Raw genomic sequence first — 17990 nt, forward strand, 5'->3', positions numbered from 1 at the left:
TCACATGTTGATGAAGACCAAGCGCGCCGACAGCGGCGCGCCGGGCGGGATTCCGCGGGGCAGGCACGGCTGGCAGCGCCGCATCGAGGAACTCGACCCGGTTCGGGATCACCAGGAGATCCATCGCATCACGGCCGGCTACGAATTTCCGTGGGACTACCAGCGATCCCTCGAGTTCGCGCTGTTCCGGACGTACTGCGTCCCCACCATTTCGGAACTGCTGCAGCGCACCGGTGAGTTCGAGAAACGACCACAGAAACGGTACGACGACACCGCGCTGCTGATGGCCGAACTCGTCGAACACGGCTACGACTCCGAGCGCGGCGTCGAATCGCTGCGCGTCGTGAACCGCATGCACGCCAAGTACGACATCGACAACGACGACATGCTGTACGTGCTGACCACCTTCATCTACGAGCCGATCGACTGGATCGAACGCTTCGGGTGGCGGCGGCTGACCCCGAACGAGCGTCTCGCGTGTTTCCATTTCTACCGTCAGGTGGGAATCCGCATGGGAATCAAGAACATTCCCGAAGATTTCGAGGCCTTCTACCGGTTCAAGGTCGACTACGAGCGGCGGCATTTCCGGTACACCGACGACAACCATCGCGTCGGTACCTACACACTGAAGCTGTTCTGCTCCTGGTTTCCGGCGCCCCTCCGGCCGCTCGTCGCTCAGGGGGTCTACGCCCTCCTCGACCCGATGATGCTGTCGGCGTTCGGGTTTCCCGCCGCCCCGATCTGGCTGCAGAACGCGTCCCGCCGTGCGCTGGGGATACGGGCGAGGTTCGTGCGCTACCTGCCGCCGCGGCGGGAGTCCAAGGCCGCCCGGGATCGGCACAACCGGAGCTACCCCGGATACCCGGTCGGCTACCGTCCCCGGGACCTGGGGGCGGACGGCGACAATCACCGTGGAGCCCGTCGACGGGTCGCATGACGGGCTGTGTCCCTGGGTGATTCGTCCAGGGGCACGGCCTCAGTGGCCGAGCAGTACCGCCGTCATCAGGGTGTGGAGACGCGCACGCGACTCCTCGCGGGTGTCGAAGTGGACCAGTCGGCCGATATCGAGAACCAATCCCAGCGCCGCGTGAACCAGGAACCGTGCCTCCGGAGCCGAGAGTTCGGAGCGCACGGTGGTCACCAGGTGGACCCACTCCTCGACGTGCAGGCGCTGCACGTTGCGGAGATTGGTCCGCTCGTTCTTCGGGAGATTCCCGATCTCCGCGAAGTACACCGACAGCACTTCCGGGTTCCGGAAGGAGAGTTCCAGATAGGACTCCGCGAGTTTGCGGAGCGCATCCTCGGGGCCGGTGGCGGTGGACAGCGCCGCCGAGGTGGCCACGGCCAGCCGGTCGGACGCACGGTAGAACACCGCTGCGAGAAGGTCGGCCTTGCTGGGGAAGTGGCGGTACACACTCGACGCGTTGATGCCGGCCGCGGCGCCGATTTCTTCGATGCTCGAGTCGTGATAGCCGTGCCGGTCGAATATCTTCACGGCCTCGTTGATCAGCAACTCGCGCTTGGATGTCACCGCCAGGCCGCGTACCGCACCTGTGCCCGCGTTCCTTCCGTCGGCCGGGACGGCGGGAGGCAGTGTCGCACGCAGGATCGATTCGCACGCCGACTTCAACAGCGCGTCGAGCCGGCGCGTCGCGAGGGTGGTGCGGTGTGCGCTGATGCTCCCCATCACGCTCAGTGTCGACGCCCCCAGCGTCGTGGCGTCGACGGACGTGAGTTCGGGGCGCAGTTCCCGCAGGGGGCCCGCCACGCACTGGGTGACGTGAACGAAGACGTCGCGGATTCGCGTGCGATCCTCGGCCTCGAGGTACCGGCCCTCCCAGCGGTAGAGCCCGGCGACCTTGCGGTTCTCGATGGTGTTCGCGACGAGCGCGGAGACCAGATGGTCGAGGCGGTCTCCGGGCTCGCGTTCGGCCATCCCCTCGAGCGCGCCGTCCGCGGCTGCCTGCAGAGCGTCGGCCGTCGTGGTGGCGGCGTGTACGAGCAGGGCGTACTTGTTGGGGTAGTGCCGGTAGAGGGCGGGGCCGGAGATCCCGATGGTGGCGGCGATCTCGTCGACGCCGACCGCGTGGTAGCCGCGCTCGCTGAAGGCCTCGGCAGCGACGTTCGCGATCTGGGCCTTGCGGTTCTTCGGGCGACGGCGGATCGGCCGCTCGGTGGCGGCACCGGCCGCCGTGCTGGTCCGAGCCACGGTCACCTCCAGTAATCGGCAGTCATCTGCCAGTTTAACTGTCGATCATCTTAACCGAGACTTTCGCATCGTCGGGTCGGCTGAGGGTCGCGTGCGAAGAAAGCGCCACGCCGCATTCTCGGAAAATGCCGGTGAATCCGGCTGCGGAGGTGTCGTGGGGGTATTGACACGTAAGGAACAAGCGGAATAAGTTAACCGCAATTCGCATGTGTCCGCGGTCTCCTGACGGTCGTGCGCTCCTGGATGTCACATTTCGAACTATCGGAGGTAGCTGGATCATGAGTGCAACCCGGCAGAGCGGGCAGGCATTGATCTTCGACGCGATCAGAACCCCCCGTGGGCGGGGCAAGAGCAACGGTGCCCTGCACGGCACCAAGCCCATCGACCTGGCGGTCGGGTTGATCGAGGAGATCCAGGTCCGGAATCCGAATCTGGACCCGGCACTGATCGACGACATCGTGCTCGGCATCGTGTCGCCGCTGGGTGAACAGGGCGGCGTGCTTCCGCGGGTCGCGGCGCTGGCTGCCGGACTGCCCGAGACCGTCGCGGGTGTCCAGATCAACCGCTTCTGCGCCTCCGGGCTCGAGGCCGTCAACCTCGCCGCGCAGAAAGTGGCGTCCGGCTGGGAAGACTTCGTTCTCGCCGGTGGCGTCGAGTCCATGTCGAAGGTTCCCATGGGGTCGGACGGCGGTGCATGGGGACTCGATCCGGCGACCAACTACGACACGTACATGGTTCCGCAGGGGATCGGCGCCGATCTCATCGCGACCATCGAGGGATTCGGTCGCTGCCAGGTCGACGAGTTCGCGGTTCGCTCACAGGAACTGGCGGCCGAGGCGTGGGCCCGCGGACGGTTCGACCGCTCGGTCGTCCCGGTGCGGGATCGCAACGGTGTCGTCGTCCTCGACCGGGACGAGCACATGCGGCCCGGCGCCACCGTCGAGGGCCTGGCGGCGTTGAAGCCGTCATTCGCCGCGCTGGGGGAGCAAGGCGGATTCTCCGCGGTGGCACTGCAGAAATACCACTGGGTGGAGCGCATCGATCATGTCCACCACGCCGGCAACTCGTCCGGAATCGTGGACGGTGCCTCCCTGATGCTCATCGGCAGCGCCGAAGCCGGCGAACGCGCCGGCCTCGCGCCGCGCGGCCGGATCGTGTCCACGGCCGTCATCGGCTCCGAGTCGACGATCATGCTCACCGGTCCCGCGCCGTCCGCGCGCAAAGCACTCGCGAAAGCCGGACTGGCCGTCTCCGACATCGATCTGTTCGAGATCAACGAGGCATTCGCCTCCGTGGCACTGAAGTTTGCCAAAGACCTCGAGATCCCGCTCGACAAGGTGAACGTGAACGGTGGCGCCATCGCGATGGGCCACCCCCTGGGCGCCACCGGCGCAATGATCCTCGGCACGCTGCTCGACGAACTCGAACGTCGAGGCAAGCGTTACGGCCTGGCCACCCTGTGCGTCGGCGCGGGCATGGGCATCGCGACGGTCGTCGAACGCATCCAGCACTGACCACAGGAGAAGCGAACAGCATGACTGACAGCACAATTCGGTACGAGAAGGACGCGGACGGAATCGTCACCCTCGTTCTCGACGACCCCGCCCAGTCCGCGAACACGATGAACGAGGGGTTCATCGTGTCCCTGGGCGAGGTCGTCGACCGCTTGACCACCGAGCGCGACACCATTGCCGGAGTCGTGGTCACCTCCGCGAAGAAGACGTTCTTCGCCGGCGGCGACCTCAATGACATCCTGAAGTCCCGCGCGGGACAGGCAGAGGCGGTGATGGCGAACGTCGACCGAATCAAGGAACCACTGCGCAGGCTGGAGACGCTGGGCAGGCCCGTCGTCGCGGCCATCGGCGGCGCCGCTCTCGGCGGCGGACTCGAGATCGCACTCGCCACCCACCATCGGATCGCGCTGAATGCCGCAGGCGTGCAGATCGGACTCCCCGAGGTGACGCTCGGGCTCCTTCCCGGCGGGGGAGGTGTGGTCCGGACGGTGCGCCTGCTCGGAGTCGTCTCCGCCCTCACGCAGGTTCTCCTGCAGGGGCAGCGCCACACAGCGGAGAAGGCGCACGGTCTCGGTCTGATCGACGAGCTCGTGGACGATGTCGACCACCTGGTGCCCGCGGCGAAGAAGTGGATAGCCGACAACCCCGATGCAGTGCAGCCGTGGGACGTGCAGGGGTACCGGATTCCCGGTGGAACTCCCGCGTCCCCGGCGCTGGCCGCGAATCTTCCCGCCTTCCCCGCCAACCTGCGGAAACAGCTCAAAGGCGCGCCCTATCCGGCTCCGATCGCGGTCATGAGCGCTGCCGTCGAAGGTGCGCTCGTCGACTTCGACACGGCTCAGAAGATCGAGAACCGCTACTTCGCCGGGCTGGCGACGGGGCAGATCTCGAAGAACATGATCCGCGCGTTCTTCTTCGACCTCCAGAAGGCCAACAGTCTGGTCAACCAGTACGGCGGTGCCGACCGCGCACCCGTCGGCACCGTCGCGGTGCTCGGCGCGGGGATGATGGGCGCGGCCATCGCGTACGTGTGTGCCGAGTCGGGCATGAACGTGGTGCTGAAGGACGTGAGCCTGGCCGCGGCCGAGAAGGGCAAGGGGTACTCGAAGACTCTTCTGGACAAGGCAGTCGCCAAGGGCCGGACGTCCGCCGGGAAGGCCGAAACGATCCTCGCGCGAATCCTCCCCACCGACCGGCCCGAGGACACCGCAGGTGCCCAGCTGGTCATCGAGGCCGTGTTCGAGGACCCGGCCGTGAAGAACACGGTGTTCGCCGAGATCGACGGCTTCATCGCGCCCGACGCGCTGCTCTGCACCAACACGTCGACATTGCCGATCACCCTCCTCGGCGAGAACGTGTCGCGTACCGAGGACTTCATCGGCCTGCACTTCTTCTCGCCGGTCGACAAGATGCCCCTGGTCGAGATCATCAAGGGCGAGAAGACCAGCGACGACGCGCTCGGACGCGCGCTCGCCGTGGTCCGGCAGATCGGCAAGACTCCGATCGTCGTCAACGACAGCCGCGGTTTCTTCACGAGCCGCGTCATCGGTACCTTCACCAACGAAGGCATCGCGATGCTCGGCGAGGGCGTCTCCCCGGTGTCGATCGAGCAGGCGGTGTCGCAGGCCGGATATCCCGCTCCCGTCCTCGCGTTGATGGACGAACTCACGCTCACTCTGCCCCGCAAGATCCGCGAGGAGACGAAGGCCGCGATACTCGCCGACGGGAAGACCTGGGAGCCGCATCCGGCGGATGCCGTCGTCGATCGCATGATCGACGAATTCGGTCGCAAGGGCCGCTCCACGGGCGCCGGTTTCTACGAGTACGCGGACGGTAGGCGGGTCGGATTGTGGTCCGGGCTCGAGATGTTCCGGCGCGATGGTGCGCATACCGAGATCCCGTTCGAGGACATCAAGGAGCGGATGCTCTTCATCGAGGCCGTCGAGACGGTCCGATGCCTGGAAGAGGGTGTGCTCGAGTCGACCACCGACGCCAATGTCGGTTCCATTCTCGGCATCGGCTACCCCGGCTGGACCGGGGGCGTGGCCCGCTACATCGACCAGTACCCGGGCGGGATCCAGGGATTCGTCTCCCGGGCGCAACTGCTGGCCGCGCGGTACGGCGACCGATTCCTTCCACCCCAACTGCTGCTGGACAAGGCCGCCACAGGCGGCACGTTCGAAGAGGTGAACTGATTTGAGGACGAAATTCACCGAGGCCTTCGGTGTCGAGCATCCGATCGTCCAGGGCGGCATGATGTGGGTCGGCCGTGCCGAACTCGTAGCGGCCGTGGCCGATTCGGGGGCGCTCGGATTTCTCACCGCGCTCACCCAGCCGACTCCCGAAGATCTCGTCGCGGAGATCGCCCGCACACGGGAGCTCACCGACAAGCCCTTCGGTGTGAATCTGACGATCCTCCCGTCGATCAACCCGCCGCCGTACGCCGAGTACCGCCAGGCGATCATCGATTCCGGAATCGGCATCGTCGAGACCGCCGGCTCCAATCCGGCGGACCACCTCCCGCACCTCAAGGACGCGGGGATCAAGGTGATCCACAAGTGCACGAGCGTGCGGCACGCGGTGAAGGCGGAACAGGTAGGTGTCGACGCGGTCAGCATCGACGGCTTCGAATGCGCAGGGCACCCGGGTGAGGACGACGTCGCGGGCCTGATTCTGATCCCGGCAGCCGCCCGAAAGCTCACGATCCCCCTGATCGCGTCCGGTGGTATCGCGGACGCGCGTGGTCTCGTCGCAGCACTCGCACTCGGCGCCGACGGCGTGAACATGGGCACCCGATTCATGTGCACGGTCGAATCCCCGGTGGCACGCGCCGTCAAGGAACGGATCGTCGCCAACACCGAACGCGACACCGAACTCATCTTCCGCTCCCTTCGCAACACCGCCCGCGTCGCGACCAACGCGGTCAGCATCGAGGTGGTCGGCATCGAATCCCGTGGCTGCGAATTCGCCGACATCCAGCATCTCGTCGCCGGAGCCCGGGGACGCACGGTGTTCGAAAAGGGCGATCTCGACGCCGGAATCTGGACCGCGGGACAGAGCCAGGGCCTGATCGACGACATCCCGACGGTGCGCGAACTCGTGACCCGGATGGTCACGGAGGCGCAATCGATCATCACCGGGCGGCTCGCGAGCACGGTCGACTCGCGTATCGGCGCGGTGTCGTGACCGCCCCGGCGGTCGACGGGCTACGCGTCGTCAACGAGGCCGGGATCCTCCGGATCACGATCGACCGGCCCGACCGGATGAACGCCCTCGACCTGGCGCACATGACGGCGCTGGGAGACGTGCTCACTGCAGCCGCCACGGACTCCTCCGTTCGTGTCGTGGTCATCGCGGGGGCGGGCAAGGCGTTCAGCACGGGCGCGGACCTCGCGGCGGCCGCCGCGGCCGGAGGCCGGGAAGCGCCCGCCGAGGTGGTCATGGACTCCGCCAACCGGGTGGTTCGTGCCATCGTCGAGTTGCCCGTTCCGGTCATCGCGCAGGTGAACGGGGCGGCCGCGGGGGTCGGGGCGTCTATCGCTCTGACCGCCGATCTGACGTACGCCTCCGAGAATGCCTATCTACTCCTCGCGTTCGTCAACATCGGGTTGATGCCCGACGGCGGTTCCAGCGCGCTGATCGCGGCGTCCATCGGCCGGGCGCGGGCCACCCGGATGGCTCTCCTCGGGGAGCGCCTGCCCGCCGCGGAGGCGGAGCGGGAGGGCCTGATCGCGGGTGTTCTCCCACCGGACGAACTCGCCGCGCACGTCGATGCCGTGGCGGTCCGGCTGGCTCGTGGTCCGAGGCGGGCCATCGAACTCACCAAGCGGGCACTCACCGCAGCGACACTGACAGCTCTGGACGCATCGCTCGACCGCGAGAAGGCGGGCCAAACGGAACTGTTGCAGGGCCCCGACTTCGTCGAAGGGGTCACCGCGATGCTCGCGAAACGCACTCCGAACTTCCGGAGCTGATGCGAATTGCGGTTAACAAGATTGTTCCGATAGACGTCGAGATCTGTAATACTCGTCACATCTCGGTGCAGGTCCGAACAGGCACACAGGCGCCGGGCACGAGTACAGCGAAGGGACCACCACCACATGTCGTCACGTAGCGAGCTGCTGGAGCAGCCACTGCAATCCCGCCGCAACCACTGGAACAACTGGGTTGCCTCACACGCGGAGATGAAGCCCGATCAGGCCGCGTTCCGCTTTCTCGGCCACAGTACGACCTGGCGCGACTTGCACGACCGATCGGAGGCGCTCGCCGGCGCACTGTCCCGGCGCGGTGTGAACTTCGGCGACCGTGTCCTGCTGCTCACCCTCAACCGCACCGAGTTCTTCGAGGCGGTTCTTGCGATCAACGCCCTCGGCGCCATCGCGGTTCCCGTCAACTTCCGGCTCACCCCACCCGAGGTCGCGTTCATCGCCCGTGACTCGGGGGCTCGTGCGGTGTTCACCGAGCCCGCGCTCGCACCGCTGGTCGCCGCGGTGCGGCAGGACGTTCCCGGACTGAGCCTGGTCGTGAACATCGGCGCCGACACGGAAGCCGACGTGCTCGGTTACGAAGAACTCGTGTCGGAGGACGGCCCGGCCCATGCCCGCGTCGATCTGCCGGAGGACACACCGTCGCTGATCCTCTACACGTCCGGAACGACGGGTACGCCCAAGGGTGCGGTGCTGTCGCACTCGAACATGGTCGGACAGTCCATCACCTGTCTCCGCGCGATGCGTTACGACCGCGGCGACGACATCGGGTTTCTCGCGTCCCCCGTGTTCCACGTGGCCGCGCTCGGTTCCGTCGCCCCGATGCTGATGCTCGGGGGTACCACGGTGATTCACCCCCTCAAGGCGTTCAACCCCACCGAGATGCTCGACGTGTGGGAGCAGGAGCGGATCACGACGGTGTTCCTCGTGCCGGTGCAGTGGCAGGCCGTCTGCGCCGACCCGACCGTCCGGGGTCGCGATCTCGCCCTCCGCGTCATCAGCTGGGGGGCGGCGCCCGCATCGGATACGGTGCTGCGCGCCATGGCGGACACGTTCCCGCGGGCGCTCATAGTCGCGGTGTTCGGGCAGACCGAGATGTCGCCCATCACCTGTGTCCTCGACGGTGACGACGCGATCCGCAAGCTGGGCTCGGTGGGCAAGCCGATCCCGACGATCCAGACGCGCGTCGTCGACGACGACATGAACGACGTCGCACCCGGGACCGTCGGCGAGATCGTCTACCGCGGACCGACGATGATGCTGGAGTACTGGCAGAACCCGGCCGCCACGGCGGACGCGTTCGCAGGCGGGTGGTTCCATTCCGGAGATCTGGTGCGACAGGACGACGAAGGATTCGTCTACGTCGTCGACCGGAAGAAGGACATGATCATCTCCGGCGGCGAGAACATCTACTGCGCCGAGGTGGAGAACGTCCTGTTCGGACACCCGCGGATCCGGGAGGCCGCCGTCGTCGGCCGGCCCGATCCCAAGTGGACCGAGGTGCCCGTCGCCGTCGTCGCACTCGACGACGAGGGATCCGACCTCACCGTGGAAGAACTCGCGGCGTGGCTCGACGACAAGCTCGCCCGGTACAAGCACCCGAAAGACGTCGTGATCGTCGACGCTCTGCCCCGCAACGCCAGCGGCAAGGTCGTCAAAGGCGAGCTCCGAAAGGCCCACGGCGCAACCGGCGTCGCGGTCGTCTGACCCCGTATCGAACATCTCGAGGCCGGTCCCCGCTCTGCGGTGACCGGCAACGGGGGAGGACCGCGTGACATTCGAGTTGCCACCCGCCAAAGGGCCCGTGAGTCATTTCGCCAACGAAGTCGGCGCACTCATCGGATTCTCCATCGCGACCACGGTGGCCGCGGTACGAGTTCTGGTGCGGCGCAAGCTGGCCTGGCGGGAACTGCTGGACCAGGCCTGGCGGCTCGCGTCGGTCACGTCGGCGCCCGCCCTGCTGTTGATGATCCCCATCGGAGTCCTCATCGCTGTCACGATCGGTAGCCTCGCCGGTCAGCTCGGCGCCGAGGGGTACACCGGGGCGGTCGTGGGGTTCGTGATCGTCGGGCAGGCGTCCGCCCTGGTCTGCGCGCTGATGCTGGCCGGGGTCGGAGGGTCCGCGATCTGCGCTGACCTCGGCTCGCGGACGATCCGCGAAGAGGTCGAGGCCATGGAGGTGCTCGGGCTCAACGTGATCGAGCGGCTCGTGGTCCCGCGCGTGCTCGCAGCGGTGATCGTCGGCATCGCACTCTGCGCGATGGTCACCGCCGTCGGAGTGTCGGCCTGCTTCCTCTTCCAGGTGATCGTCCAGAACAGTTCGGCGGGAAGCTTTCTCACTGCACTGTCCCAATACACGCGGTTGTCGGATTTCGTGGTCGCCCTCGTCAAATCGATGGCGTTCGCGGTGACGTCGGCGCTCGTCGCCAGTTTCAAGGGGCTGCACGCCAAGGGCGGGCCCAGCGGTGTCGCCGACGCCGTCAACGAGGCCGTCGTTCTGGCCTTCATCCTGGTCTTCATCGTCAACACCGTGCTCAGTCAGCTCTATTCCGTTCTCGTCGTCCCGGTAGGTGGTTACTGATGGTCGTGAGCACCAGATGGCCCGCAGTGCACTGGGTGCGGGCCCGGGCCCGTCAGCCCCTGGACCTGATGACGGGGCTGGGCCGGGAATTCACGTTCTACGGCAGCGTGATCGCCGGAGTTCCCCTCGCGATCGTGAAGTACTGGCGGCACATCATGCGTCAGATCGGCGACATCAGCTTCGGCGGTGCCACGCTGCTCGCCGGCGGCGGCGCGATCGGTGTCGTCTTCGCGATGTCCGCCGTCGCCGCGACGCAGGTGGGCATCGAGGGGCTGCGCGGACTGGACCTGCTCGGCATGGGATCCCTGTCCGGACTCCTGTCGGCGATCCTCAACACCCGCGAACTGGCGCCCGTGATCGCCAGTATCGCGCTCGCGGCGAAGGTCGGAACCGGGTTCACCGCGCAACTCGGCGCCATGCGCATCTCGGAGGAGATCAGTGCGCTGGACGCGATGGCGATCCGGTCGCTGCCGTTCCTCGCGAGCACACGACTCGTCTCGTGCCTGATCTGTGTGGTCCCGTTTTACGTCGTCGGCCTGTTGTCGTCGTACCTGGCTTCGCGGCTGGTGATCGTCACGTTCGGCGGGCAGTCGGCCGGAACGTACGACTACTACTTCCATCTCATGCTCACCCCCACCGACGTCGTGTACTCGTTCGTCAAGGCCGTCGTGTTCGCGACGATCATCGCGCTCGTCCACTGCTCGTACGGGTACCACGCGCACGGCGGCCCCGAGGGCGTCGGCCGTGCGGCCGGACGCGCGTTGCGGACCAGCATCCTCGCCATCGGCATCGTCGATCTGCTGCTCACGCTCTCGCTGTGGGGCCTCGTCCCGTCCGCCCCCGCCCTGGGGTTGCCGTGATGCGCGGTCGCCCGGGTGGGCCGGGCACCGGCGCACTCGCAGTGCGGGGGGTGATCGGAGTGGCGGTCCTGATCCTGGGATCGGCATTGCTGGTCGGTTTCGGCACCGGAACGATCGTCACCGATCCCGTGGTGACAGCGACACTTCCGGCCGACGCCGGTGCAGTGAAGTCGCACACCACGGTGTCCTACAAGGGGGCGACCGTCGGAACCGTGTCGAGTGTCGACCCCGGAATGAACGAGACGGGCATGGACATCAGTCTCCGCCCCGAGCAGATGCGCCACATCCCGGCGTCCGTCCAGGTGCGGGTCGTGCCCCGCACGCTGTTCGGCGACCAGACCGTCGAGCTGGTGTCGACCGCCGGAACCGGCGGCGCCCGACTCGAGGCCGGCGCGCGGCTGCAACCCGACACCTCGGCCGAGACCGTCCAGATGTACGACCTGTACTCGAAGGTCTACGACATGCTGTCGCGGGTGAAGCCCGAGCAGATGCAGGCCGCACTCAGCGCCGTCGCCGACGCGTTGCGGGGTCGCGGCGAGCGGTTGGGGCACACTATCGACAGCCTCCACGCTGTGGCGACATCCACCGCGCCACTCGTCGAGTCGGTCGCGGAGCGGGCTCCGCAGATCGCCCGGATCAGTGAGCAACTGGCCGCGGCCGCGCCGGACGTCCTCGCCGCCATGGACGCCGCGGTGTCGCTGTCGAGCACTCTCGTCGAGAACACCGACAGCTTCACGGGTTTCCTCGCCGCCTCGCTCGTCGTCTCGAGGAATTCCGGCGACGTCCTGGAACAGAACGCGGACAACATGATCGCGGTGGCCCTGAACGTCTCGCCGACCCTGGGCACGATGGCCAGCAAGTCCGATCTGCTGCGGGCCACCCTCGACGAGGCAGGCCCGTTCGGCGAGGCCGGTGCCGCCGTCTTCTCCACCGGCAAATTCGCGGTCCGCGTCGCCGCGGACCTGTCCAACCCGCGGCCCTACACGTCGGCCGACTGCCCGCAGTATCCCGGCATGGACGGACCGAATTGTGGGGGAGGTGGCGGAGGATGAGCGTCCGGAACTCGGCAATCAAACTCGCGATCTTCGGTGTCCTCGGCATCCTCTCGGCAGTGCTCGTGGTGAACACGCTGCGGGTGCCGGTCGAGGGGCGGACCGTCACGTACAAGGCGTTGTTCACCGACGCCCAGGGTGTCACTCCCGGCAGCGACGTCACCATCGCCGGTGTGCGGGTGGGACGTGTCGATTCGATCGACATCGTCGACGGCGATGCCGGAAGTGCCACCGCCCTGGTGGACTTCGAGGTGCAGCGCGATCAGGAACTTCCCGCCGACACCACCGTCGCCATCCGATACGGCGACCTGTTGGGGGTCCGGTATCTCGATCTCGCGGCCGGGCCGTCGGACGAGGGCACCCTCGAGGAGGGCGACACGATCCCGCTCGACCGAACGTCGCCCGCCCTCGACCTCACCAGCCTCTTCAACGGATTCAAGCCACTGTTCGACGCCATCGACCCGAAACAGGTCAACGCACTCGCAACCGAAGTAGTCGCGGTGTTCGACGGCAGGAAGACGAGCATGGAAACTCTGCTGCGCAGGGTGGCGGACGTCACCGGCAACCTGGCGAATCACGATCAGCTGATCGGCGACCTCATCCGGAACCTCGAGGTGGTGGTGGGAACGGCGGCGGCGCGGGGTCCCGAACTGTCCCACCTGGTCGACAGCCTCACCCAGTTCACCGGGATGCTGGCCGAGAACAACGAGGTTCTCATGGACACCCTCGATCAGAGTGCGGCGGTGAGCCGCTCGGCGCTGCAGATCGTGGACGGGCGCGTCCCGGAGCTCAGCCGCACCGTGGAACAACTTCACTCGCTGACGGGGGCGATGCTGGGCGCGAACCCGGAATTCGATCACCTGATGGTGGCCATGCCGGAGTTCTTCTCGTCCGTCGACCGCTCGGGCTCGTACGGCTCGTGGCTCAACATCTACCTGTGCACCTTCATCGTCAACGTCGACGGTCGCGAAGGCGCCCTCGGTCCCGACCTGCATTCGAGGTACTGCCAATGAGTGTCACCGAGAACGTGCGCGACGTGTGGGACTCGCTGGCCGGAAATCAGCGCGTGCGGCCCGTCAACCCGCTGATCGTCGGAATCGCGGGAATTCTCGCGGCGACGCTGGCGCTGGCGCTGGTTCTGGTGATCCCGCGGGTGAGCTTCGCCGTGCGGACCGACGGCTACACAGCCGAACTCGCGAACGCTGCGGGCCTGACCGATTCGGACTACGTGTACGTGGCGGGGGTCCCCGCCGGCCGGGTCACCGGAGTGGACCTGGCGGGCGATCACGTGGTCGTGCACTTCCGGCTCGACGGTGAACGTCACCTCGGATCGACGACGTCCGCGGGGGTCAAGCTGTCGACCATCCTCGGCAAGCGCTATCTGGACGTCGCACCGTCGGGGCCGGGAGACCTGGGGGACGACGGGGTGATTCCACTCCGCCGCACCAGCGTTCCGTATTCGCTCGACGAGATCGGGTCGTCCGCGATCGAGACGGCGGACGAACTCGACCTCGGGGGACTGCAGAAGATGCTCGCGGTGGTGACGGAGACGTTGCCGCAGGACGCGAACCTCAACCGGGAGGCACTGGCGGGTGTGAGTGCGGCGTCCACGATCCTGGCGAAGAACGCCGATCAGGTCACGCAATTGCTCGACAGCTCGCGGACCCTCACGGACGTGCTGGTCGGTCAGCAGGGTCAGCTCACCACCCTGCTCGGTAACGCGGACGTCGTGATGAACACACTCGCCACCCGGCGTGCAGCCATCCGCCAGATGGTCGACGATCTTCAGGGGCTCGTCGCACAGGCATCCCAGTTCCTCGGCGAGAACACCGCCGAGCTGGATTCACTGCTCGTCAACGCGAGACAGGTGACGGACCGGCTGCAGGCGAACCTCGCCAACCTCGACGCGCTCCTCACCACGGGTGCACCCGCCGCGAGGGCGCTCGTGAACGCGACCGGAACCGGCGACTGGGCCGACGTCTCCGCGCCGTCGGCCGTGATCGCCGACAACCTGCTGTGCGTCGTCGGGCTGATCACGGGGTGCTCGTGAACGCGGGCATCGCGCGCAGGGCCGCCGGGATCGGCGGCGTGCTCGCGCTCGTGGTCGCGATCGTCGTGGCCGGCTGGCTGCTGATCTTCCGCACGTCGTCCACCGTCGTGCATTCCGAATTCGCCTACGTCAACGGCGTGTTCCCCGGCACCAAGGTCTCGGTGCTCGGGGTTCCGGTCGGCACCGTCGAGGCGGTCGAGCCGAGAGGCGCGACCGTAATGGTCACGATGTCCGTCGCGTCGGACATCGTGCTGCCCGCGGACGCGAACGCGTACGTGCTGGTGACGTCTGCGATCGGTGAGCGTTTCGTCGAACTCGGCCCCGCGTACACCGGCGGCCCGGTGTTCGAGAGTGGGCAGACCATTCCACCCGAGCGCAGTCATTCGCCCATTACCTGGGACCAGTTGATGGACAGCGTCGACACCGTCGTCAAGGCACTCGGCCCGGACGGGGGTGACGCCGGTGCCGCGATCTCCGCTGCCGCCGCGTCCACGGACGGTCTCGGTCCCGCGATGAACGACGCCATCCGCACACTGTCGCAGGCGAGTTCGGTGATCGCAGGCAACAGCGCGGACGTCGGCGCGCTCGTCGACAACCTCGAGGTGCTCGTGAACGCGATCTCGTCGCGTCAGGCGCAGGTCGATTCGCTCGCCGGTTCGCTCACCGCGATCGGCGACGAGTTCGCCGGCCGGCAGTTCGCGATCGGCGACACCGTTACTCAGTTGTCCACGCTCCTGGACCAGATCGACCAACTCGTGTCCGCCCGGGGCGGCGATGTCACCGCCGGAATCGACAACCTCGCGGGAGTGAGCGAGGTGCTGCAGAGACACGACACCGACCTCGCCGAGATCATGGACCTGGTGCCCTTGCTGATCGACAACATCCAGCGTGCGGTGACCCCGGACCAGCGTGCCCGCATCCGGCTGAACATCTCTACCAACCTGGCGCAGGCCGAGCCGACGTCCCCGCTCTGCGCGGTGGTCGATCCGATCCTCTGCCGCGGAGCGGGAATCACCAACCCGATTCAGTTTCCGCCCAGCATGTCCGACCCGTTCGGGCTGCGCGAACTCATGGTCGGAGGACGATGACGATCCGGACGAGAACGAAATCGCTGACGGCGGCGCTGATCGTCGGTATGGCGCTGCCGGTCGCGGGGTGTTCGCTGAGCCTGCAGGATCTGTCGGTGGGCCGTTCGCCGGACGGTCCGTCGTATCAGATCTCCGCGCAGTTCGACGGAGTAGATCGTGTCGTCCCCGGCGCCGAGGTCCGGGTGGGTCAAGAGGTGGTGGGCCGAGTCTCGGACGTGTCGACCCGGGACTTCACCGCTCGGATCGAGATGCGGATCCGCGACGACGTCCCGATACCGCAGGATGCGACGGCCCGGATCGAATTGCCCACGGCCCTCGGCAATCCCTTCGTCCGACTCGAGGTCGGGGACGCGGCGGGCGCGCCGATGAGCGAGGGTGACACCATCCCACTGGACCGGACGTCGCGCGGTCCCGACATCGAGAGCGGCCTGGCCGCGCTGGCCACCGTGCTGAACGGCAGCGGCATCGACCAGATGCACGCCATCATGAACGAATTGACCGTCGCCTTCGCGGGCCGCTCGGACAAGGTCCGGGAACTGGTGGACATGTTGAACGACACACTGGGCGTCGTCGACGACCATCGGGACGAACTCGACCGGGCGATGGTGGCGTCCAATGCCTTCGCGGCGGAACTCGCCGCCGGGCAACCGACCCTCGATCGGGCGATGACCGACCTGGCTCCTGCGGTGGACCTCCTGGTGTCGCAACGAGATCAGATCGTCGCGTTGATGGGGGAGGCGTCCCGTCTCAGCCGCGAGGCGCAGCATGTCCTCGGCAGCGCCGGATCCGAACTGTCGGCCGAGATCAGCGACGCGGGGGCCGTGCTCACGGCACTCGACGGGTTCGAGTCACAACTCGCGCCGACGTTGAATTCGGTGGCGACGTTCCTCGGTGGATTCGCCGCGGCAACACCCGGTGATTACACGACGTTCGACGGAACGTTCGACGTCACCGCCGTCATCGCCAAGTTGCTCACCGGATCGGCTCCTCTCGAGGTGCCGGAAGCCCGCACGCTGCCCGAGGTACTCGGCGGAGGCGTCCGATGATGACACGTCACGTGGTGGCGCAGTTGGTCCTGTTCCTCGTGATCTCGATCGCCGCGATGCTGTTCGGGCTGCGGTACGTCGCCGGCCCGGACACGTTCGGAAGTCCCATTCACCTGAGTGCGCGGCTCGACCACGCCGCCGGCCTCGCCCAGGGAGCGTCCGTCAATTATCGCGGCGTCGGAGTGGGCACGATCAGCTCCATCGACGTGAACCCCGAAGGAACGGGCGTCGTCCTCGGCATCGAACTGCATCCAGGTACCCAGGTGCCGGCCGGCTCGACGGCGAAGATCACCACCGAGAACGCGATCGGCATCCAGGCGCTCGACATCATGCCCGACAGTGCGAACGCGCCGTACCTCGCGGACGGGGACGTCGTCGAGGTTCCGGAGGAGGGAATCCCGCGCTCGCTCGACGCGACCCTCGTCGAGACCACGGACCTCGTGAACTCGTTGGACGTCACCGCTCTGTCGTCGCTGGCCGACACGTTCGGCACCGCCTTCGGGGGCACGGGGCCCGACCTGCAGAACCTGCTAGACGGTTCCGCCGAGATCGCCCGGACACTCGAAACCCGCACCGACGCACTGTCGACCATCGTGAACAAGGGCATGCCGCTCCTGGACACCGCCGACCGCCTCACCGCCGCTCTGCCGGAATCGGCGAGCACCGCCCGGAGCGTCCTCGAGCAGTTGCGGGCGAACGACTCCGCGCTCGTCGACCTGCTCGGGCGCTCGCCGCAGACTATGGCGAGCCTGGACTCGTTGCTGTCGGGAAACCGGGACTCACTGGGCGCCCTGATGGCGAATCTGGTTCTCCCCACGCGGATCGTCGGTGACCGCACACCCTCCCTCGACTACGGCCTGACGATCATGCCCGGCGCGCTGCCGAAGATCGCCTCGATCGAGAAGGGCGGACTCGCGGACCTACTTTTGGTCGGAACGCAGGGGCCGATATGCGTGTACGACGCCCCTCGCCGTCTGGTGACCGACGCGGAACCGAGTCAGCCCGCCCTGGACTGGACGTGCCACTCGCAGCAGTACCTGGAGCAGCGGGGCGCCGTGAACGTTCCGCGACCGGACGACCTGGGTCAGGAGAACGCGACGAGGAACGGCGGCGTCTACGGACCACCGGCTGCGGACGATCCGCTGGTGATCGAGCCGCCACTCACGGGGCACACCCCACGCTAGGTCCGTGCACGAGCCGAGGAGCGAACATCGATGAGCAAACCGACGGGTGTAGGGGCGGACGGTGTCGACACGGCCGGCCGTATCAGGAGACTCACCCAGGCCGCACTCAATGCCGACGTCACCATCGGCCGCGTCGACGGGGTGGCCCACGAGATCGGGACGTCCCTCGACGAATTCGCCCGCGTGCTGGGCAGGTTCGACGCGTTGCTGGACAAGTTCGCCGACGGGCTCGACACGTTCGCAGGCACGGTCCGGTCGGTGGACGGAGTCGTCGGGTCGCTGACGGACCCCGAACAGGACCTCGACGAGCTGCTGCTGCGCGTCGGCCGGATCGTCGAGACGGTCGACTGGCTGCTGACCCCCGCGACGGCGGTGCGTCACCGGTTGTCCGGGATCAAACTCTTCTGAACTCCGGTATGC

General features: G+C 67.1%; 16 protein-coding genes. 15 read left to right on the plus strand and 1 reads right to left on the minus strand.

All coding sequences use genetic code 11. The features are described 5' to 3' along the window. Positions 1-4 precede the first annotated feature (4 nt). Positions 5-937 carry an oxygenase MpaB family protein gene (locus PSR88_RS31060; RefSeq protein WP_016883251.1) on the plus strand — a complete coding sequence of 311 codons (933 nt, stop codon included), beginning with the start codon at positions 5-7 and terminating at the stop codon, positions 935-937. A 39-nt stretch (positions 938-976) separates the two neighbouring features. Here the strand turns inward: PSR88_RS31060 and PSR88_RS31065 are convergent, their stop codons facing one another. Then, a complete protein-coding gene (locus PSR88_RS31065; RefSeq protein ID WP_011598142.1) occupies positions 977-2215 on the minus strand; it encodes a TetR/AcrR family transcriptional regulator in 1239 nt (412 codons plus the stop codon). Between the two features lie 272 nt (positions 2216-2487). Here PSR88_RS31065 and PSR88_RS31070 point away from each other — a divergent pair, with 272 nt between their 5' ends. The 14 genes from PSR88_RS31070 (at position 2488) to PSR88_RS31135 (ending at position 17978) form a co-directional block, all read left to right on the plus strand. Further along, positions 2488-3723 (plus strand): acetyl-CoA C-acetyltransferase, encoded by a 1236-nt coding sequence (locus PSR88_RS31070; protein ID WP_016883250.1) that lies wholly within the window; start codon positions 2488-2490, stop codon positions 3721-3723. A gap of 20 nt (positions 3724-3743) precedes the next feature. Next, positions 3744-5918, plus strand: a complete 2175-nt coding sequence (locus PSR88_RS31075) for a 3-hydroxyacyl-CoA dehydrogenase NAD-binding domain-containing protein (RefSeq protein ID WP_016883249.1) — start codon at positions 3744-3746, stop codon at positions 5916-5918. A 1-nt stretch (position 5919) separates the two neighbouring features. After that, positions 5920-6909, plus strand: coding sequence for an NAD(P)H-dependent flavin oxidoreductase (locus PSR88_RS31080; protein ID WP_016883248.1), 990 nt, complete (start codon positions 5920-5922; stop codon positions 6907-6909). Further along, entirely contained in the window at positions 6906-7697 is a 792-nt protein-coding gene (locus tag PSR88_RS31085) for an enoyl-CoA hydratase (RefSeq protein ID WP_016883247.1), read from the plus strand. Before PSR88_RS31080 ends, PSR88_RS31085 begins: the two co-directional genes overlap by 4 nt. Before the next feature lie 126 nt (positions 7698-7823). After that, positions 7824-9416: a fatty-acid--CoA ligase FadD5 gene (fadD5, locus tag PSR88_RS31090; RefSeq protein ID WP_016883246.1), complete on the plus strand. Its 1593-nt coding sequence runs from the start codon at positions 7824-7826 to the stop codon at positions 9414-9416. A gap of 64 nt (positions 9417-9480) precedes the next feature. Beyond that, a complete protein-coding gene (locus PSR88_RS31095; protein WP_011598149.1) occupies positions 9481-10290 on the plus strand; it encodes an MlaE family ABC transporter permease in 810 nt (269 codons plus the stop codon). Then, a complete protein-coding gene (locus tag PSR88_RS31100) occupies positions 10290-11150 on the plus strand; it encodes an MlaE family ABC transporter permease (protein WP_016883244.1) in 861 nt (286 codons plus the stop codon). The genes PSR88_RS31095 and PSR88_RS31100 overlap by 1 nt, the downstream gene beginning before the upstream one ends. Further along, complete coding sequence (locus PSR88_RS31105) at positions 11150-12202, plus strand: MCE family protein (RefSeq protein WP_011598151.1); 1053 nt, start codon at positions 11150-11152, stop codon at positions 12200-12202. Before PSR88_RS31100 ends, PSR88_RS31105 begins: the two co-directional genes overlap by 1 nt. Beyond that, positions 12199-13215: an MCE family protein gene (locus PSR88_RS31110; RefSeq protein ID WP_016883243.1), complete on the plus strand. Its 1017-nt coding sequence runs from the start codon at positions 12199-12201 to the stop codon at positions 13213-13215. The genes PSR88_RS31105 and PSR88_RS31110 overlap by 4 nt, the downstream gene beginning before the upstream one ends. Next, positions 13212-14252 carry an MCE family protein gene (locus PSR88_RS31115; protein WP_016883242.1) on the plus strand — a complete coding sequence of 347 codons (1041 nt, stop codon included), beginning with the start codon at positions 13212-13214 and terminating at the stop codon, positions 14250-14252. The genes PSR88_RS31110 and PSR88_RS31115 overlap by 4 nt, the downstream gene beginning before the upstream one ends. Further along, a complete protein-coding gene (locus PSR88_RS31120) occupies positions 14249-15340 on the plus strand; it encodes an MCE family protein (RefSeq protein ID WP_037197360.1) in 1092 nt (363 codons plus the stop codon). Before PSR88_RS31115 ends, PSR88_RS31120 begins: the two co-directional genes overlap by 4 nt. Then, a complete protein-coding gene (locus PSR88_RS31125; protein ID WP_011598154.1) occupies positions 15337-16386 on the plus strand; it encodes an MCE family protein in 1050 nt (349 codons plus the stop codon). Before PSR88_RS31120 ends, PSR88_RS31125 begins: the two co-directional genes overlap by 4 nt. Further along, a complete protein-coding gene (locus PSR88_RS31130) occupies positions 16383-17570 on the plus strand; it encodes an MlaD family protein (protein WP_016883240.1) in 1188 nt (395 codons plus the stop codon). Before PSR88_RS31125 ends, PSR88_RS31130 begins: the two co-directional genes overlap by 4 nt. A 30-nt stretch (positions 17571-17600) precedes the next feature. Continuing rightward, complete coding sequence (locus tag PSR88_RS31135) at positions 17601-17978, plus strand: hypothetical protein (RefSeq protein ID WP_016883239.1); 378 nt, start codon at positions 17601-17603, stop codon at positions 17976-17978. The last annotated feature ends 12 nt before the right edge of the window (positions 17979-17990 follow it).

Origin of the sequence: Rhodococcus sp. DK176 (assembly GCF_038447315.2) — a bacterium.
GTDB lineage: Bacteria > Actinomycetota > Actinomycetes > Mycobacteriales > Mycobacteriaceae > Rhodococcus_F > Rhodococcus_F jostii_A.